Genomic DNA, 17,697 nt, shown 5'->3' on the forward strand with positions numbered 1-17,697 from the left:
AGGGGGCAAAGCAGGCGGTTAGAGCCGGAGGGGGTAAAGATGGCGTTCCCAACTGGATTCGAACCAGTATCTAGCCCTTAGGAGGGGCTTGTTCTATCCATTGAACTATGGGAACAGATGCTGGAAGACGGGCCACCAGCGGGCTGGCATCTTAGCGAGGATGAGACGGTTTGTCATGCCACGGCCACGAGCAGAACGCCATACCGGCATTTGCCTGGCAAACAGAGGCAAAGCCGGCGCTGGGATGCTGCAACGTGGCGCGGTCGCGGATTAGCGTGCGAATCGCTCCTCGGCGAGCTGATCGGCAATTGCCACCGTGGTTTTACCCGCCGCCTCTGCTCGCTGGAATATCTGCTCCAGCGTCGCGCCAATGCCTTCGATATGCGCCAGCAACTGCGCGGCACTGCCGCCGCTGCGGCCGTAGTACACATCTATGATGCCGCCGGCATTGATCGCGTAATCCGGCGCATACAGGCACTCGTTGCGGCGCAGGGTTTCCGCCAGGCTGGCATCGGCCAGCTGGTTGTTGGCCGCGCCGGCGATGATCGGTGCACGCAGGGTTTCCAGGGTTTTCTGGTTGATAATGCCGCCCATGGCGCACGGCGCAAATACATCCACATCCAGCGCGAAAATTGCCTGCTGGGTTACCGCCGTAGCCCCTAACTGCTCGACTGCGCGACGCACATTGGCCTCGACGATGTCGGTTACCCACAATTCGGCACCGGCTTCCTTCAACTGCCGAGCCAGATCAAACCCCACCTGCCCGACGCCCTGAATCGCCACTTTTAGGCCACACAGGTCATCACGACCGAGGCGATGTTTGACCGCCGCCTGAATACCGATAAACACCCCGTAGGCAGTGGCTGGCGAGGGATCGCCATTACGCGTGCCGCCGGAGAACGCTTCGCGCTGCTCGGCACCGGACACATGCCGGGTGCGCTCGGCCATGATCTGCATTTCCGCCACGCCGGTGCCGGAGTCGGCGGCGGTGATGTAGCGCCCGCCCAGGCTGTCGACAAAATCGCCCATGGCCTGGAACAGCGCCGTGCTTTTACCGGTGTGTGAATCACCGATGATCACCGCCTTACCGCCACCCAGCGGCAGGTTGGCCAACGCCGACTTGTAGGTCATGCCGCGCGACAAGCGCAGTACATCGCGCAGCGCCTCATCGTCATTGGCGTAGGGCCACATGCGGCAGCCACCAAGCGCCGGGCCGAGGTTGCTGTTGTGAATGGCGATAATCGCCTTCAAGCCGCTGGTTTTGTCATGGCCATACACCACCTGCTCGTGGTGGTCGAAATCAATATGAGAAAACACGGACACGGGGAGCCTCACTTGTTGTTCTGGAGGTCGCCCTCTCCCGGTTATGGGAGGGGGCGAACGCGATGAGTATCAGGGCCGTTAAGCGGCCGGTTCGAACAGCCGAACGGCCTGAATTTCGCTCACCAACATACGGGCCTTGAGCTGGCTGCTCTGCTCGCGAGCCTTGACCAGGCTGTGGGCTTTGACGTGGCCATAGCCACGAATCTGCTCGGGCAGTTCGGCCAGCGCCACCGCTGTGCGGTAGTTGTCGGCATTGAGCTGTTTAAGCAGGTACTCCAGGCTTTGCTCGTACTCCTCGATCAACGCCAGTTCCAGCTTGCGCTCGGCGCTGTAGCCGAACAGGTCCAGCGGCGTGCCACGGAGAAACTTGAACTTGGCCAGTACGCCGAAGGCTGTGAGCATCCAGGGGCCGAATTGACGCTTGCGCGGCTCGCCGGTGCTGGCGTCTGGCTTGCATAGCCAGGACGGTGCCAGGTGGAACTGCAGGCGATAGTCGCCACTGAATTGCGCCTCCAGCTGCTGGGTAAAGCTGTCGTCGCTGTACAGCCGCGCCACTTCGTACTCGTCCTTGTAGGCCAGCAGCTTGAAGTAGTACCGCGCCACGGCCTTGCTCAGTGCCTGGTCGGCGCTCTTGTCCACGGCCTGCACCCGCGCCACCTGCTGGCGATAACGCTCGGCATAGGCGGCGTTCTGGTAGGCGGTCAAACGGCGGACACGGTCGGCAATGATTTCGTCCAGGGTTTGACAGCGCGGCGCCTCAAACACGTCTGGCTTAGCCAGGCGCTCGACCGCAGCAATATCGTGCGCGGCGCGGCGGCCCCAGAGGAACGCCTGCTGATTGAGCTGTACCGCCACGGCATTCAGCTCAATGGCCTTTTCAATCGCCTCAGCCGATACCGGCACCAGGCCTTTCTGGTAGGCAAAACCGAGCATAAACAGGTTGGTGGCAATGCTGTCGCCGAGCAGCCGTGTGGCCAGGTGGCTGGCATCGACGAAGTGGGTTTTGCCCGCCCCCACCGCCTCGCTGATTGCCTCGCGCATGGCCGCTCCCGGCACTTGTGCATCAGCGTTGCGGGTGAACTCGGCGGTGGCGGTTTCGTGGCTGTTGACCACCGCATGGGCGATTTTGTCATTCAGTTTGGCCAGCGCATCTTCGCTGGCGGCCACCACCAAGTCGCACCCCAGCAGCAGGTCAGTTTCGCCGGCGGCAATGCGCACGGCGAAGATGTCGGCCTGCTTGGCGGCGATGCGGATATGGGTCACCACCGGGCCGAATTTCTGCGCCAGGCCAGCCTGATCGAGCACGCTGCAACCCTTGCCTTCGATATGCGCCGCCATGCCCAGCAGCGCACCGACTGTGGTCACACCGCTGCCGCCGACACCCGGCAGCAGGATATTCCAGGGCCGCTGCAGGCTGGGTTGCTTAGGCTCTGGCAGGGCGACAAACAACGCGCCATGGCCCACGGCGCTGGGTTTACGCAGCGCACCGCCATGCACGGTGACAAAGCTTGGGCAGAAGCCCTCGACGCAGCTGAAATCCTTGTTGCAGGAGTTCTGGTCGATCTCGCGCTTGCGCCCCAGCTCAGTCTCCAGCGGCAGCACCGACAGGCAGTTGGATTTCACGCTGCAATCACCGCAGCCTTCGCAGACGGCCGCGTTGATAAAGGCACGCTTCTGCGGATCAACCAGCTTGCCGCGCTTGCGCCGACGGCGCTTCTCGGTGGCGCAGGTCTGGTCATAGATGATCACTGAACAGCCCTGAAACTCACGCAGCTCGCGCTGCACGGCATCCAGTTCGCGGCGATGGTGGAAGGTCACATTCGGCGCAAAGGTGGCGCGGGTCGGGTACTTCTCCGGCTCGTCGGTGACCACGGCAATGCGCTTAACGCCCTCGGCATAGACCTGCTGGCTGAGCTGATCGACGCGCAGCTCGCCGTCAATCGGCTGGCCGCCGGTCATGGCCACCGCATCGTTGTAGAGAATTTTGTAGGTGATATTCACCCCGGCGGCCACGGCCGCGCGGATGGCTAACTGACCTGAGTGAAAGTAGGTGCCGTCGCCGAGGTTCTGGAAGATGTGCGGGGTGTCGGTGAACGGCGCCTGGCCAATCCAGGTCGCGCCCTCGCCGCCCATCTGGGTAAAGGTGTCGGTGTTGCGGTCCATCCACTGGGTCATGTAGTGGCAACCGATACCGCCCTGGGCGCGGCTACCTTCCGGCAGCTTGGTCGAGGTGTTATGCGGGCAACCCGAGCAGAAGTGCGGGGTGCGCACGGTATGGTGCTTGGGCGCAGCCAGCGAGGCCTCTTTAGCGGCGAGAAAGTCCAAGCGTTCATCAATACTGGCACTGCTGTAGATCGGTGCAAGGCGCTTGGCGATGGCGCGAGCGATCATCGCTGGGGTCAGTTCGGAGAGGTTCGGCAGCAGCGAATGACCGGCTTCGTCGAACTCGCCAACCACCACCGGGCGCTTGCCCACTGGCCAGTTGTAGAGCTGGCCGGTGAGCTGATCTTCGATGATGCTGCGCTTTTCCTCGACCACCAGAATCTCGTCCAGCCCCTCGGCGAACTCATGCACCGAGACCGGCTCCAGCGGCCAACTCATGCCGACCTTGAGCACGCGCAAGCCCACCTGGGCGCACAGTGCTTCATCCAGGCCGAGGTCTTCGAGGGCCTGGCGCACGTCTAGGTAGGACTTGCCGGCGGTGATAATACCGAGGCGCGGATTGGGCGAATCCAGCTTGATCTGGTTGAGGTTATTGGCCAAGGCAAAAGCCCGCGCCGCATAGATCTTGTAGGTATTGAGGCGCGCCTCCTGAACCAAGGGCGGATCAGGCCAACGAATGTGCACGCCGTCTTCCGGCAGCTGGAAGTCGTCCGGGGTTTTCACCTGAATACGCAGTGGGTCGACATCGACCACGGCCGAGGAATCGACGTTCTCGGCGATGGTTTTCAGCGCCACCCAGCAGCCGCTGTAGCGCGACAATTCCCAACCGATGATGCCGTAGTCGAGCAGTTCCTGAACGTCGGCGGGGTTGAGCACCGGGATCGAAGCGGCAATAAACGCATGCTCACTCTGGTTGGCCAACGTCGACGACTTGCAGCCATGGTCGTCACCAGCCAGCAGCAACACGCCGCCATGCTCGGAAACGCCGGCCGAGTTGCCGTGTTTGAATACATCGCCACAGCGGTCCACGCCCGGCCCCTTGCCGTACCACATGGCGAACACGCCGTCGTAGCGCGCTCCGGGGAACAGGTTGGTCTGCTGGCTGCCCCACACCGCGGTGCCGGCCAACTCCTCGTTGACCCCTGGCTGGAAGTGGATGTGGTTGTCTTTGAGGTACTGCTTGGCGTCCCACAGGCTCTTGTCGAGGCCGCCCAGCGGCGAGCCCCGGTAGCCGGAAATAAAACACGCGGTATTCAGGCCATGGGCCGCGTCGCGTTGCTTCTGCAGCATCGGCAGGCGGGTCAAGGCCTGGGTGCCGGTCAGGTACAGGTGGCCTGTGGCAAGACGATACTTGTCATCCAGGCGGATCTCGGCCAGAGACATGGGGCGCTCCTTTTATTATTTTGGCGAGCTGGGGGCAACAACGGTTAATGCCACCCTTGTTAAGCCTAGTGCGGGATCACCGCAGCAGGCGCATAACTAAGAATATGACCGAGCGGTACTGAGATTTTCTTTCTATTTGCTGGCCGTTTTACCGATACTGCGCATGATTAATCCAACAAGAACAAAAAATTGGACACAGTCATGCAAGAAAAACTCAGCCCCATCGACCGCAAGATTCTCCGCCTGCTGCAACACAACGCCGACCTCTCTGCGGCCGAGATCGCCGAGAAGGTCGAGCTGTCACAATCGCCGTGCTGGCGGCGGATTCACCGCATGCAGGAAGACGGCATTATCGAGCGCAAAGTCGCCCTGCTCAGCCACAAGCAACTGGGCTTTAGCATCACCGTGTTTGTCGATATCAAGCTCTCGGCCCACGGCCGCAGCAACCTGGAAGAGTTCGAGCAGGCGGTGGTCGGCTACCCGGAAGTGCTGGAGTGTTTCACCATGGCCGGCGGCTCGGACTACCTGCTCAAGGTGGTGGCCAAGGACATCGCCAGTTACGAGCGTTTCCTGCGCGACCACCTGCTGCAACGCCCGCATGTGCACGAAGCGCATTCGCATATCGCCATGAGCGAGGTCAAACGCACCACCGAGTTGCCGCTGGATTAAGGCTGGGATGGAGAAACATAGGTGGGGCGCGTAACCCAGCAAAGGATGCAACGGGTTGCGCCGCTGGTGGGTTACGCCGCGCCCCAAGTCGCATGACGCCTAGCACGCGCGGTTGGCGGCTAACCCACCCTATGGGCTTTACAACACTTGCCCGTCAACGGCCAAGCTCACGCCGGGCGGCAAGGCGTCGGGGTTATCCAGCAACCAGCTATCGAAGCTGTGGCCGATATGGGTGAGCACGGTCTGTTGTGGCTTGAGCTGCTCGATCACTTCCAGCGCACGGGTGAGGTCGTTGTGGTTGCGCGGGGCGAAGGGTTGCGGCGCGCTGGAGCAATCCAGCACCAGCAGGTCCAACGGCTGCTGCCTCAACACCTCGGCACTGGCATCCGGTACGCCGAGGGTATCGGTCAGGTAGGCGATCCGCCGAGTTAGTCCGCTTTCAGCGACGCCTTGCAATAAATAACCAAAGGTCGGTTTGGAGTGATTCAGCGGCAGCGCCGTGACGCTCAGCTCGCCCAACAGCCGCCGCTCGAATGCCGCAAACGGCTGGCTGAAATCGAGAATACCGGGGTGTTTATAGAGGTCGGCCAAGCCTTGCGGGTCATCCGGGCCGTGTACGGGAATGCTCAGCCCCTGCCCCCACCGCAGGTGCAACAAGCCCTGGGCGTGGTCGGCGTGGTAGTGGGTTTGCAGAATGCCGCTGAGGCTATGGGGCGGGAAGCGCTCAGCCAGATCCGGCAGCCCCGAGTCAATCAGCCAGCGCTGCGAGCCGCATTCGATCAATGCGCTGCAAGGGCCGCGGCGGCGTGCCGGGTAGACCCGCGCACTGTCGCAGGCCGCACAACTGCAGTTGTACACTGGCACCTGCCGCGCATCGCCCGTGCCGAGCAGGGTCAGGCGCATGCGCGGCTGGCCCCATGCAAGGCCAATAGATTATCCCGCGCCCACTCAAGCGCCCCGGAGTTATCCAAGAGGTGCAGGCCATCACGCTCGGCGGCAGCGGCGTCGAACTGCGCATTTCGCGCCAGGCGCTGCTCGATCTGCTCGATGCTTTCACGGCCGCGCCTGAGCAAGCGCTCGCGCAGTACCGGCGCCTCGACCGTGAGCAACACGCCGATCAGCGCCGGGTAACGCAGGCGAGCCTGCGGCAGATAACCCCGCGAGCCATTGACCAACACATCCTGCCCCGCCGCCAGCCAGCCATCGATCTGCCGGGGGATGCCGTAGGCCAGGCCATTGGCGCGCCAGCTCAGGGCAAATACGCCGGCTTGCTCCTGGGCATCAAACTCGGCGGGAGAAACGCCAATGGCGTCCTCGCCCAAGGCTTCCGCCGAGCGGGTAATCACCCGCCGCGCGATGACACAACCGCTTTCGGCTAGACGCTCGCGCGCGGCATTCAACAGGCTGTCCTTGCCCGAGCCCGAAGGCCCCATTAAATAGATCAACCTGCCGCTCATCAGAACACCCTTTTGGCTTGTCGCCAGACTTGCTGAATAACTGCATGGCCATCGTGCACCTGCGCCTGTAACAGGTCGGCACGCAGACCGACGCGAATCTCGCCACGGTCAGTCAACCCGGCGGCCTGAGCCGGCGCCCGGCTGACGGTGGCAATCGCCCGAGGCAAATCATAGCCGTTATCCTGTGCGGCCAGCAGTAAAGCTGCCTGCAGCAAGCTCGCCGGGTAGTAATCGCTGGAGAGGATGTCCAGCACCCCATGCTGGGCCAACTCGGCGGCCGCAATATTGCCCGAGTGCGAGCCACCGCGAACGATATTGGGCGCGCCCATCAATACCTTGAGTCCCAGCCGGTGGCTGGCCTGGGCGGCTTCCAGGGTGGTGGGGAACTCGGCGATGGACATGCCATAACCCGCCGACTCCTGCACATGGGCCAGGGTCGCATCATCGTGGCTGGCCACCGATAAGCCTCGGGCGTGGCAAGCCTCGACAATCGCCCGACGATGGCGGTCGCTGTACTCGATGGAGTTGGCCACCTGTTCCTTGATAAAGGCGTTCATTTCCGCCTCGCTCAGGTGGTATTTGCCCATGTAGTACTCGCGGTATTTGCTCTCCTGGGCGAACTGGCGCTGCCCCGGTGAGTGGTCCATCACCGACACCAGCGCCACCTGCGGGTGCTCCAGCAGATCACGAAACACCGCCAAGGTGTCTGGATGGCACAGTTCGCAGCGCAGGTGCAGCCGGTGATCGGCGCGCAAGTGTCCAGCGCTGGCCGCCGTGGCAATTGCCTCAAGCATGGCCGGCAGCTGCTGCATGCGTTTGCCGCGCGGGTTGACGTCGCCAATCGACAGGGCATCGAACACCGTGGTGATGCCCGCCGAGACAATCTGCGCATCGTGGGTCTGCACCGCCGAGACCGACGGCCAGTCCACGCCAGGCCGCGGGCTCATGTACTTTTCCAGATTATCGGTGTGCAGCTCGACCAGCCCCGGCAGCAGGTAATCGCCGTTCATGTTTTGCGCCTGGGGCAGACGGCTGATGCCCTCCTCCACCTGCGCAATCAGGCCATCACGCAGCACCACAGTGCCGACAAACTCCTGCTCGGCCGTGACCACCCGCGCCTGGGTGAAAATCTGTTCAGCTGGCATACACATACTCCTGCTGAGTCGCCGCATCGGGGCTCATGTCGAGGAAGCGATCGGCCACCGCCTCGCGGGCGGCGCGGTCGTGAAAGATGCCGATCAAGGCGCTACCTGCGGCTTTGGCTTCGTTAATCAGCTCCAGCACCACCTGGCGGTTGACGTCGTCCAGCGAGGCCGTTGGCTCATCGAGCAGCATCAGCGGCCAGGCCACCATAAAACCGCGGGCGATATTCACCCGCTGCTGCTCGCCGCCAGAGAAGGTGCCCGGTGCCAGTTGCCACAAGGCTTGCGGGATATTCAGGCGACTCAGCAGGCTCTCGGCCCGTTTCTGCGCGTCCACCTTGCTCCAGCCCCGCGCCAGAGCCGGTTCCATCACCACATCCAGGGTCGCAACCCGTGGGATGACCCGCAGAAACTGGCTGACATAGCCCAGGGTCTGCAGACGCACGGCCAGCACCTGACGCGGCTCGGCACCGACCAGATCAATCCAGGCCCCGTCATGCAGCACGCGAATGCTGCCGCCCGCTGCCAGATAGTTGCCGTACAGGGTGCGCAGCAAGGTCGATTTGCCCGCGCCGGATTGCCCGTGCAGCACCAGGCATTCGCCAGCGCGCACGCTGAAGCTCAGCCCGTTCAATACATTCAGCACCACGCCATGCTGTTGGTGCAGGGTGAAGGTCTTGCTGAGGTCAGAGACCTCGATAAGCGTATTCATGACGTACCTCTGTTATCCCTGCAGGAGCAGCCTTGGCCGCGAACAGCTGATCGCGGCCAAGGCTGCTCCTGCAAAAGGTCTCGTTAAGGCTGCAGGACGGACGTCACCAGCAACTGCGAATAGGGATGCTGCGGATCATCGAGAATCTGATCGGTCAGCCCGGCCTCCACCACATGGGAGCGGCGCATCACCATCAGCCGGTCCGCCAGCAAACGCGCCACGGCCAGATCGTGGGTGACGATCACCACGGCCAGATCCAGCTCGCGCACCAGGCCGCGCAGCAGGTCGAGCAAACGCGCCTGCACCGAGACATCGAGGCCGCCAGTAGGCTCATCCATAAACACCAGACGCGGACTGGAGACCAGGTTGCGGGCGATTTGCAAGCGCTGCTGCATGCCGCCGGAGAAAGTCCGTGGCAGGTCGTCGATGCGCAGCGGATCGATCTCCACTTGGCTCAGCCAGTCGATGCCGGCTGCGCGCAGCTCGCCGTAATGGCGCACGCCTTGAGCCATCAACCGCTCACCGATATTGGCGCCGGCCGACACGCCCATGCGCAGACCGTCGCGCGGGTTCTGCTCGACAAAGCCCCACTCGGTGCGCAGTAAGGTGCGCCGCTGCGCTTCGCTGGCGCTGTACAGATCAACCAGGCTACCGTCGCTATTGCGGTAGCTGACACTGCCGCGATCCAGTGGGCAACGACCGGAGAGCAGGCTGAGCAAGGTCGACTTACCCGAGCCCGACTCACCGACAATCCCCAGCACTTCGCCCGGATACAGATCAAACGAAACGCCCTGGCAGCCCTTCTCAGGGCCATATAGAAGGGTCAGGTCACGCACACTGAACAGCGGCTGGGCGGTCTCGCTGTGCAGTTGTAATTTCTCGGCGGCACTCATTGCACAGCCTCCCCGGTCATCTCAGTGGCATCACGGCGTTGCATGCAGTAATCGGTGTCGGAGCAGACGAAGCGCGTGGTGCCGGCGTCGTCGACAATCAGCTCATCCAGATAGGAATCGTGGCTGCCACAGAAGGCGCAGCATTCGTCCCAACGCTGTATTGCAAAGGGGTGATCGTCAAAGTCCAGGCTCACCACCCGGGTGTAGGGTGGCACGGCATACATGCGCTTCTCGCGGCCGGCACCGAACAGCATCAACGCCGGGCTCATGTGCAGCTTGGGGTTATCAAATTTGGGGATTGGCGAAGGGTCCATCACGTAGCGCTCGTCCACCGTCACCGGGTAGGCGTAGCTGGTAGCAATGTGGCCGAAGGTGGCGATGTCCTCGTACAGCTTGACGTGCATCACGCCGTAATCTTCCAGCGCGTGCATGGTGCGGGTTTCAGTTTCCGAGGGTTCGATAAAGCGCAGCGGCTCGGGGATCGGCACCTGGTAGACCATGATCTGATCATTACTCAGCGACGTTTCCGGGATGCGGTGGCGGGTCTGGATCACAGTCGCTTGCGTTGTGCGGGTGGTGGTTCTGACCCCAGCGGTGCGGGCGAAGAAGCGCCGGATCGACACCGCGTTGGTGGTGTCATCCGCGCCCTGGTCGATGACCTTGAGCACATCCTCGGCACCGAGGATCGCGGCGGTCAGTTGCATACCGCCAGTGCCCCAGCCATAAGGCAACGGCATCTCACGGCCACCAAAGGGCACTTGATAACCGGGGATGGCCACGGCCTTGAGCAGGCCACGACGGATCATTCTTTTGGTTTGTTCATCCAGGTAAGCAAAGTTGTACCCGGCTTCCGGGGCGCGGGTGATCTGGCTGTGGGCATTCATGCGCGTTGCTCCTCGGCGGCGGGCTGCTCACGCTCCTGCTTGCGCAGTTTGCGGATCAGCTCCAGCTCGGATTGGAAGTCGACGTAGTGCGGCAATTTCAGGTGCGAGACGAAGCCCGCCGCCTCAACGTTGTCGCAGTGCATCAGCACGAACTCTTCCTGCTGCGCCGGGCCTTCCAGCTCTTCGGCGTACTCGGCGGCGCGCAGCGAGCGATCAACCAAGGCCATGCCCATGGCCTTGCGTTCGGCATAACCAAAGGCCAGGCCATAACCCCGGGTGAACTGCGGGTCGATGCCCTTGCCGCCGACGAACTGGTTGACCATCTCGCACTCGGTCACCTCGATAGCACCCAGCGACACGGCAAAGCCCAGCTCTTCCGGCTCCAGCCAAACCTCCAGTTCACCAATGCGAATCTCGCCAGCGAACGGGTGATTACGCCCGTAACCACGCTGGGTGGAATAACCCAAGGCCAGGAGGAAGCCTTCATCACCACGGGCCAACGCCTGCAAGCGCTGGGCACGGTTGGCGGGAAAATCCAACGGCTCGCGGGTGATGTCCGGTACCGCAGCGCCGTCATCAACTTCGCGGGCCATCAGGCCTTCCTCGGCGAGAAAATCCAGCACCCGTGGGCAATCACTCAGTTCGGCCTGTGGATTGATCGGCGGGCCGGGCTGCTCACCCTCGGCCAGCAAGGCGAAGTCCAGCAGGCGATGGCTGTAGTCAAACGTCGGGCCGAGTAGCTGGCCGCCGGGTAAATCCTTGAAGGTCGCGGAGATACGCCGGCTCAATTGCATCTGTGTGGTGTCCAGCGGCGCACTGGCGGTAAACCGCGGCAAGGTAGTGCGGTAGGCGCGCAGCAGGAAGATCGCCTCCATCAGGTCGCCGGCGGCCTGCTTGATCGCCAACGCAGCCAATTGCGGGTCGTACAGCGAGCCTTCACTCATCACCCGCGCCACGGCCAGGGGCATCTGCTCGCGCACCTGATCGACGCTGAGCTCGGGAATCGCGGTATCACCACGGCGTTTCTTCGCCAGCAGCAGGTGGGCATTGTCGATGGCGCGTTCGCCACCTTTGACAGCGACGTACATCAGGCAGCCTCCTCAGCGTTGAGCAGCACGTGGGTGCTGCGCGGCAGGCCAATGACTTGCTCGCCAGCGGCGAAGAAGGCGTCCAAACCACGCGGAAAGGCGCTGCGCGCCTGGCGCTGTTGCCAGAAACGGGGACGCAGCGGCAATTCGACGGCGCGTACGTCCTTGATCCCTGGCCCGCGCCAACGCAGCGGCTCACCGCCCTGCAAGGCATCGAGCTGAATCAGCAAGGTGCAGGATTGGTCCGGGTAGCGCTCACTGCCGTTGTCAAAAGCCGACAAATCATCGGCACCCGCCTCATCGAGCAAGGCAAACAGCGCCTGTTCGCGCTCGGTAACAATCGGGCAGCCGCAATGGAACGACAAATTGGCGCGAATCGCCGGGGTATCAAAACCCGGGGCCAGCCACAACGGCGTATCGCCATCGAGAAAGGCCAGGCACAGGGCGTAGGTGGCCGGCTGCAGGTTGCCCAGGGCCAAGGCACGGTTCAGTGGCTGCGCCAGGCCAGGCTCGGCCAGGGCCTTGAGGGCGCTGCGAAAGCTGGTCTGCGCATCCAGCACCGGGTCATTGAAGGCCGCTTGCAGCCATTGCGAACTGTTCGCCGCGTTCATCAGTCTTCTCCTCTGACCAGGGTGAAGAATTCCACCTGGGTAGTTGCGGTTTCTGCCGCCTTGGCGGCCTGTTGCGTTTGCTGCGCGGCAGCCAGCGGCTCAATCAGCCGGCTCAGCCAGTGCGGCTGCTCAGGGCCTTGCAGGTGCGCATCGGCCAAGGCGGCGAGTTCGGCATGGTGCTTGTCGCGGCCCGCCACATAGCTGTAACCGGTACAGCCATCGGCCAGGCGCACCACGCAACGGGTCACGGTCATTTCACCGAGGTTGAACGGGCTGCCGGTGCCGCCCATGCGCCCACGCACCAGGGTCATGCCGATTTCCGGCGCGCGAATCAGGCGGTACTCGGTCTCTTTCAAGGCCGATTCATAGGCCGCCAAGCGGGTGCCGGCACGAGCCAGCACGCCCATCCAGCGCTGACGTGTGGCGATTTGCGGGTCGCTGTGCAGCAGGTTGCGGTTCATCACAGAGCTCCATCAAAGAACGAGCAGGAACGGCAAGCACGCGGCGCGGCGGGCCGATACCCCCAGCGCCACCGGCTGGCCAGCCAGGTCGCGGAAAAACACTTGCACGCGCAGTAGCCGTGTTCGCGGTACGCCGACTCGGCTTGTTCAGGCAGGTGCATGGGTTAGAACGGGTAGCCGGCGGCGTCAGATAAACTGCTTGCGCAGGCGTTGGGAGAGGATGTCGAGCACGCTCACCACCAGGATGATCACCAGCAGCAAGGCGCAGGTCTGGGCAAACTGGAAGCCGCGAATCGCCTCCCAGAGGATCACCCCAATACCACCCGCGCCGACCATGCCGACCACAGTGGCCGAACGCACGTTGGACTCGAAGCGGTACAGCGAGTAGGAGATCCACAACGGCAGCACCTGCGGGATGACCCCGTAGATCACTTCCTGCAAAGCACTGGCACCGGTTGCCCGCACCCCTTCGACCGGGCCGGGATCAATCGCCTCTACCGCCTCGGCAAACAACTTGGCCAACACCCCGGTGGTGCCGATAAACAGCGCCAGCACCCCGGCGAATGGCCCCAGCCCCACCGCCACCACGAAGAGCATGGCGAAGACCATTTCATTGATCGAACGGCAGGCATCCATCAGCCGTCGAGTCGGCTGGTAGACCCACCAGGGCACGATGTTTTCGGCGCTGAGAATGCCCAGCGGAATGGCGCAGACAATCGCCAGCACCGTGCCCCAGAGGGCGATCTGCACGGTGACGATCATCTCCTTGAGGTACAGCTCCCAGTTGCTGAAATCCGGCGGAAAGAAGTCCGCGGCAAAGGTCGCCATGTTGCTGGAGTCGCGAATCAGGCCCAGCGGATTCATCTCCGCGCCCTGCCAGGACCAGGCCAGCACGGCAAAAAACAGCCCCCAGCCAATCAACTGCGGCCAGGAACGCTTGGCCGATAGCTCAGCCGCAGGTGCGGTAGTCAAAGTGGTCATAACGACATCTCAAATGAGCGACAAAGGTCAGCGGCCCGCCTGCAGGCGAGCCGCCCCGAGCCATCAACCGGCGCTGGCTGGGCTCTGCTTGGCGATTTCAGCCAGACGCTTTTCCAGCTTGGTCAACTCGCTATCCAGCTCTTTGAGCTGCGCTTGCTTGTCGCTGTCCGACAGCTTGTCGTTGTTCGCCACTTCGGTGCGCTGCTTAAACAGTTCCAGCTGGCGAATCGGCAGCAGCTGATCGTCATCCGAGGCCTTGAACTTGGCCCACTGCAGGCCTTCCAGCACCTTCAGTTCAGCCGCCTGGTCGCCGTAGCTCATGAAGAACTCGCGCAGCGTGTTCTTGGTGGCATCATCGAGGTTCTTGCGCCAGACCAGCGGGTCAGACGGAATCAGCGGCGAGGTCCAGATCACCTTCAGCTGGGCGGCCTTGTCTGGCGCGGTCACTTCAAGACGCTCCATGCCTTCACTGTTGAAGGTGCCGACATCGACCTGCTTGTTGGCCACCGACAGCGCGTTGACTTCATGGCTGCCATTGAGTGAGCGTTTGAAGATCTTGTTGGCGTCGGCATTGTTCTGCGCGAACACGTAATAACCCGGCACCAAGTAACCCGAGGTGGAGTTCGGGTCACCGTTGGCGAAGGTCAGGTCTTTGGCGTTTTTCAGCATGTCCTCGATTGAATTAATCGGGCTGTCCTTATGCGCCACCATCAGGCTGTAATAACCCTGCGAACCATTGGCCGCGACAGTCTGGGCGAACACCTGACCGCCAGCCCGGTCCACGGCTTCCATCGCCGATTTGTTGCCATACCAGGCCATGTCGACCTTGTCGAAGCGCATGCCCTGGATGATTCCGGCGTAGTCAGGGGCGAAGAAGGCATTGATCTTCATGCCGGTCTGCTGGCTCATGTCCGCCAGGAAGGGGTCCCACAAGGTCTTGAGGTTCTGCGAGGACTCGGTGGAGATGATGCCGAAGTTGATCTCCTGCTCAGCGGCCTGAGCAGCACCGAGAACCGAGCCGGCCAGCAGCGTGGACGCGACAAATACACGACTGATACGTTTGAACATGCAAAGCACTCCTAGTGCGAATGGACAGATAGGGATTGGCCTAACAGCAGACGTGACTCAGGCCTTGGCCAGAGCCAGCGGTACGTTCTGAATGTGGGGGCGGTGCGCGTTCTCGATTGGCAGCCGCTCTACTGCAAGCTCGGCACCATAGAGATCGTTGAGGAAGTTGGGATGCAGCTCGGCCGCGGCGCCGTCGAAATGAATACGCCCTGCTTTCAACGCCACGGCGCGCTGGCAATAGCGCATGGCGTAATCCACTTGATGCAGGGTGACCACCACGGTGGTGCCGTCTTCACGGTTGATGTCGGCAAGAATCTGCATAACCTTGCGCGCCGACTCGGGGTCGAGCGAGGCGATCGGTTCATCGGCCAGAATCACCTTCGCGCGCTGGCACAAGGCGCGGGCAATCGCCACGCGTTGTTGCTGGCCGCCGGACAGGGTCGACGCCCGCTGCTGCGCCAGGTCAGCCAAACCCACCCGAGCCAGCGCCTGCATCGCGCGCTGCTGTTCTTCGGCACTGAATAGGCCGACGCTGCCCCGCCAGCGCGGCATACGCCCCAGGCAACCGAGCAGGACGTTCTGCAGCACGCTGATACGACCGACCAGGTTGAACTGCTGAAAGATGTAACCGATATCCGCACGCAGGCGGCGCACTTCGCCATTCAGCCGACCCTCTGCCTGCACCTCGCGCCCGAGCACCTGAACCTTGCCGCCAGCTGCGCGGTCACAGCAGGCCAAGCCGGCGACATGGCGCAGCAGGGTTGATTTGCCCGAGCCTGACGCGCCGATCAGCGCGACCATCTCACCGGGCTCAACGGACAGCGCCAGATCAAACAGCGCCTGTTTACGGCCGAACGTCTTGTTCAGGCTCTCAACCCGGATCACTGCGCTCATGGAATGCCTCCTTTATTAACGGTTACACCGCGGCATGCAGCCGCCTTCTGGTGTAGACCAAGGTAGACACCCCCTGTGTCAGGCCGGTTAACGAGCCGTGACACTTACATGACGAGCACTTGCAGCTGTTGCTACTGGTGGGCAATTTTCCTTTTATGCCTAACAAGACGCATTTCCGATCACTGGTGCTGGCCTAACGCCTTTATAAGAAGCAGAATACGCCGTACAATTGACGTCAACTTACAGACAACCGCGACTACTGAGTCACGCGATTGTTTAAGCGGCTTTCTGGCTGAACGCTTAGCGCTGGCAGGAGTCAAACAGGCGACTATGCTATAGCCCATGGCCAGTATCGCTTTCCTGAACTAACCGGTTTAATGTACGCGCCCTATGAAACCAGCACTCTATTCCAGCCGCACCGCTGACAAGTTTGTCGTCCGCCTGCCAGACGGCATGCGTGAGCGCATTGCGGATGTTGCACGCAACCATCACCGCAGCATGAACTCGGAGATCATTGCTCGCCTTGAGCAAAGCATGCTCCAGGAAAGCGCCTTGGGTGATGACCTCAACATGCGCCTGGACAGCCCCGAGCTGTCGCTGCATGAGCGTGAGTTATTACAGCGCTTTCGCCAGCTGTCGCGTCGCCAGCAGAATGCCTTGGTGGCATTGATTGCTCACGACGCCGAGATGTCCAACGAAGAAAGCTGAACGTGCGCAGACTTAAAAACCGGCCTAGGCCGGTTTTTTGTTGCCCATAAATCAGCTGCCCTTACAGATTTCGCCCATAAAAAAACCGCCTGAGCAGGCGGTTTTTTTATTGCAGCAAAGACTCAGCCAACGAAGTTGAGCAGCACACCCGCCGCCACTGCCGAGCCGATAACACCGGCCACGTTTGGCCCCATGGCGTGCATCAACAGGAAGTTCTGTGGATTGGCCTCCAGGCCGACTTTATTCGATACCCGCGCCGCCATTGGCACCGCAGAGACACCGGCCGAGCCAATCAGCGGGTTGATCTTGTTGCTGCTGAACAGGTTCATCAGCTTGGCCATCAACACCCCCGACGCGGTGCCGGCACAGAACGCAATCATGCCAAGGCTAAGGATGCCCAAGGTTTTCAGCTGCAAGAATGATTCCGCCGAGAGCTTCGAACCAACCGTAAGGCCGAGGAAGATGGTGACGATATTGATCAGCGCATTACGCGAGGTATCGGCCAGACGCTCAACCACACCTGCTTCACGCAACAGGTTGCCTAGGGCAAACATACCGATCAACGGCGCAGCATCAGGCAACAGCATGCCGATCAGCAGACACAGTACGATCGGGAAGATGATTTTCTCCGACTGCCCGACTGGACGCAGCTGCTGCATGACGATGGAGCGCTCTTCCTTGGTGGTCAGCGCGCGCATGATTGGCGGCTGAATCAACGGCACCAGCGCCATGTAGGCATAGGCTGCCACGGCAATCGGCCCTAGCAAGTGCGGGGCGAGCTTGGAGGTTACAAATATCGAGGTCGGGCCATCGGCACCGCCGATAATCGCAATCGATGCCGCTTCCTTGAGGGTGAACTCCAGACCCGGAATCCCCAGCGCCGTCAGCGCCAGCGCGCCCATCAGCGTACCGAAAATCCCGAACTGCGCCGCCGCCCCGAGCAACAGGGTTTTCGGGTTAGCCAGCATCGGCCCGAAGTCGGTCATGGCGCCGACCCCGAGGAAGATCAGCAACGGGAAGATACTGGTGGGCAAGCCCACCTCATAGATCATGTGCAGAAAGCCGGCACCCTCGGCCATATTGGCCACCGGAATGTTGGCCAGCAGGCCACCGAAGCCAATCGGCAGCAGCAGCAACGGCTCAAAGCCTTTTTTGATCGCCAGGTAGATCAGCCCGATGCACACCGCGATCATAAATAACTGACCGAGCTCGATGTGGTACAGGCCCGTGCTGTGCCAAAGCTTGAGGAGCTTATCCATT

Annotated in this window: 16 protein-coding genes, 1 tRNA gene and 1 pseudogene; 2 read left to right on the forward strand and 16 right to left on the reverse strand. The window is 61.9% G+C overall.

The features are described from left to right. Window positions 1-40 precede the first annotated feature (40 nt). The 3 genes from Q0V31_RS00105 to Q0V31_RS00115 form a co-directional block, all read right to left on the reverse strand. A tRNA-Arg gene (locus Q0V31_RS00105) sits at window positions 41-115 on the reverse strand. Window positions 116-270: 155 nt separating this feature from the next. Beyond that, window positions 271-1,323 carry a Glu/Leu/Phe/Val dehydrogenase dimerization domain-containing protein gene (locus tag Q0V31_RS00110; RefSeq protein WP_298182755.1) on the reverse strand — a complete coding sequence of 351 codons (1,053 nt, stop codon included), beginning with the start codon at window positions 1,321-1,323 and terminating at the stop codon, window positions 271-273. 78 nt (window positions 1,324-1,401) lie between these two features. Continuing rightward, window positions 1,402-4,869: an indolepyruvate ferredoxin oxidoreductase family protein gene (locus Q0V31_RS00115; protein WP_298182758.1), complete on the reverse strand. Its 3,468-nt coding sequence runs from the start codon at window positions 4,867-4,869 to the stop codon at window positions 1,402-1,404. A gap of 201 nt (window positions 4,870-5,070) precedes the next feature. On the opposite strand from Q0V31_RS00115, the gene Q0V31_RS00120 reads away from it, so the two are divergent. Next, window positions 5,071-5,538, forward strand: a complete 468-nt coding sequence (locus tag Q0V31_RS00120; protein ID WP_069517010.1) for an Lrp/AsnC family transcriptional regulator — start codon at window positions 5,071-5,073, stop codon at window positions 5,536-5,538. A gap of 138 nt (window positions 5,539-5,676) precedes the next feature. Here Q0V31_RS00120 and phnP read toward each other — a convergent pair whose 3' ends face one another. The 12 genes and pseudogenes from phnP to phnC all read right to left on the reverse strand — a co-directional run. Continuing rightward, window positions 5,677-6,441, reverse strand: a complete 765-nt coding sequence (gene phnP, locus Q0V31_RS00125; protein ID WP_298182767.1) for a phosphonate metabolism protein PhnP — start codon at window positions 6,439-6,441, stop codon at window positions 5,677-5,679. Then, window positions 6,432-6,995 (reverse strand): phosphonate metabolism protein/1,5-bisphosphokinase (PRPP-forming) PhnN, encoded by a 564-nt coding sequence (gene phnN, locus Q0V31_RS00130; RefSeq protein ID WP_298182770.1) that lies wholly within the window; start codon window positions 6,993-6,995, stop codon window positions 6,432-6,434. Before phnN ends, phnP begins: the two co-directional genes overlap by 10 nt. Continuing rightward, window positions 6,995-8,140, reverse strand: a complete 1,146-nt coding sequence (locus Q0V31_RS00135) for an alpha-D-ribose 1-methylphosphonate 5-triphosphate diphosphatase (protein WP_298182773.1) — start codon at window positions 8,138-8,140, stop codon at window positions 6,995-6,997. Before Q0V31_RS00135 ends, phnN begins: the two co-directional genes overlap by 1 nt. Further along, a complete protein-coding gene (phnL, locus tag Q0V31_RS00140) occupies window positions 8,130-8,849 on the reverse strand; it encodes a phosphonate C-P lyase system protein PhnL (protein WP_298182776.1) in 720 nt (239 codons plus the stop codon). Before phnL ends, Q0V31_RS00135 begins: the two co-directional genes overlap by 11 nt. Before the next feature lie 83 nt (window positions 8,850-8,932). Next, complete coding sequence (gene phnK, locus Q0V31_RS00145; RefSeq protein ID WP_298182779.1) at window positions 8,933-9,742, reverse strand: phosphonate C-P lyase system protein PhnK; 810 nt, start codon at window positions 9,740-9,742, stop codon at window positions 8,933-8,935. Then, on the reverse strand, window positions 9,739-10,626 hold the full coding sequence (locus Q0V31_RS00150; protein WP_298182781.1) for an alpha-D-ribose 1-methylphosphonate 5-phosphate C-P-lyase PhnJ: 888 nt from the start codon (window positions 10,624-10,626) through the stop codon (window positions 9,739-9,741). The genes phnK and Q0V31_RS00150 overlap by 4 nt, the downstream gene beginning before the upstream one ends. Continuing rightward, a complete protein-coding gene (locus Q0V31_RS00155; protein WP_298182784.1) occupies window positions 10,623-11,714 on the reverse strand; it encodes a carbon-phosphorus lyase complex subunit PhnI in 1,092 nt (363 codons plus the stop codon). The genes Q0V31_RS00150 and Q0V31_RS00155 overlap by 4 nt, the downstream gene beginning before the upstream one ends. Further along, on the reverse strand, window positions 11,714-12,325 hold the full coding sequence (phnH, locus tag Q0V31_RS00160) for a phosphonate C-P lyase system protein PhnH (protein WP_298182786.1): 612 nt from the start codon (window positions 12,323-12,325) through the stop codon (window positions 11,714-11,716). The genes Q0V31_RS00155 and phnH overlap by 1 nt, the downstream gene beginning before the upstream one ends. Then, window positions 12,325-12,771 carry a phosphonate C-P lyase system protein PhnG gene (gene phnG / locus Q0V31_RS00165; protein ID WP_298190826.1) on the reverse strand — a complete coding sequence of 149 codons (447 nt, stop codon included), beginning with the start codon at window positions 12,769-12,771 and terminating at the stop codon, window positions 12,325-12,327. Before phnG ends, phnH begins: the two co-directional genes overlap by 1 nt. A gap of 201 nt (window positions 12,772-12,972) precedes the next feature. Then, window positions 12,973-13,767: a phosphonate ABC transporter, permease protein PhnE gene (gene phnE, locus Q0V31_RS00170; RefSeq protein ID WP_298182789.1), complete on the reverse strand. Its 795-nt coding sequence runs from the start codon at window positions 13,765-13,767 to the stop codon at window positions 12,973-12,975. Between the two features lie 63 nt (window positions 13,768-13,830). Further along, entirely contained in the window at window positions 13,831-14,835 is a 1,005-nt protein-coding gene (gene phnD, locus Q0V31_RS00175; RefSeq protein WP_298182792.1) for a phosphonate ABC transporter substrate-binding protein, read from the reverse strand. Window positions 14,836-14,973: 138 nt separating this feature from the next. Next, window positions 14,974-15,729 (reverse strand): annotated as a pseudogene (phnC, locus tag Q0V31_RS00180) (phosphonate ABC transporter ATP-binding protein); the annotation flags it as partial. Between the two features lie 390 nt (window positions 15,730-16,119). On the opposite strand from phnC, the gene Q0V31_RS00185 reads away from it, so the two are divergent. Continuing rightward, the gene (locus tag Q0V31_RS00185) at window positions 16,120-16,437 is read left to right on the forward strand and encodes an Arc family DNA-binding protein (protein ID WP_298182795.1); all 318 of its coding nucleotides are present in this window, start codon (window positions 16,120-16,122) and stop codon (window positions 16,435-16,437) included. Between the two features lie 122 nt (window positions 16,438-16,559). On the opposite strand, the gene Q0V31_RS00190 is transcribed toward Q0V31_RS00185, so the two are convergent. Continuing rightward, window positions 16,560-17,696 (reverse strand): sodium ion-translocating decarboxylase subunit beta, encoded by a 1,137-nt coding sequence (locus Q0V31_RS00190; RefSeq protein WP_298182797.1) that lies wholly within the window; start codon window positions 17,694-17,696, stop codon window positions 16,560-16,562. Window position 17,697 lies beyond the last annotated feature (1 nt).

Origin of the sequence: uncultured Pseudomonas sp. (assembly GCF_943846705.1) — a bacterium.
Classification (GTDB): domain Bacteria; phylum Pseudomonadota; class Gammaproteobacteria; order Pseudomonadales; family Pseudomonadaceae; genus Aquipseudomonas.

Excerpts from the sequence above, each read along its gene's own strand:
- Q0V31_RS00155 (WP_298182784.1), bottom strand. The coding sequence starts at position 11,714 with ATGTACGTCGCTGTCAAAGGTGGCGAACGCGCCATCGACAATGCCCAC.
- phnH (WP_298182786.1), bottom strand. The coding sequence starts at position 12,325 with ATGAACGCGGCGAACAGTTCGCAATGGCTGCAAGCGGCCTTCAATGAC.
- phnL (WP_298182776.1), bottom strand. The coding sequence starts at position 8,849 with ATGAATACGCTTATCGAGGTCTCTGACCTCAGCAAGACCTTCACCCTG.
- phnE (WP_298182789.1), bottom strand. The coding sequence starts at position 13,767 with ATGACCACTTTGACTACCGCACCTGCGGCTGAGCTATCGGCCAAGCGT.
- Q0V31_RS00185 (WP_298182795.1), top strand. The coding sequence starts at position 16,120 with ATGAAACCAGCACTCTATTCCAGCCGCACCGCTGACAAGTTTGTCGTC.
- Q0V31_RS00190 (WP_298182797.1), bottom strand. The coding sequence starts at position 17,696 with ATGGATAAGCTCCTCAAGCTTTGGCACAGCACGGGCCTGTACCACATC.
- Q0V31_RS00115 (WP_298182758.1), bottom strand. The coding sequence starts at position 4,869 with ATGTCTCTGGCCGAGATCCGCCTGGATGACAAGTATCGTCTTGCCACA.
- phnN (WP_298182770.1), bottom strand. The coding sequence starts at position 6,995 with ATGAGCGGCAGGTTGATCTATTTAATGGGGCCTTCGGGCTCGGGCAAG.
- phnK (WP_298182779.1), bottom strand. The coding sequence starts at position 9,742 with ATGAGTGCCGCCGAGAAATTACAACTGCACAGCGAGACCGCCCAGCCG.
- Q0V31_RS00150 (WP_298182781.1), bottom strand. The coding sequence starts at position 10,626 with ATGAATGCCCACAGCCAGATCACCCGCGCCCCGGAAGCCGGGTACAAC.
- Q0V31_RS00135 (WP_298182773.1), bottom strand. The coding sequence starts at position 8,140 with ATGCCAGCTGAACAGATTTTCACCCAGGCGCGGGTGGTCACGGCCGAG.
- Q0V31_RS00120 (WP_069517010.1), top strand. The coding sequence starts at position 5,071 with ATGCAAGAAAAACTCAGCCCCATCGACCGCAAGATTCTCCGCCTGCTG.
- phnD (WP_298182792.1), bottom strand. The coding sequence starts at position 14,835 with ATGTTCAAACGTATCAGTCGTGTATTTGTCGCGTCCACGCTGCTGGCC.
- phnP (WP_298182767.1), bottom strand. The coding sequence starts at position 6,441 with ATGCGCCTGACCCTGCTCGGCACGGGCGATGCGCGGCAGGTGCCAGTG.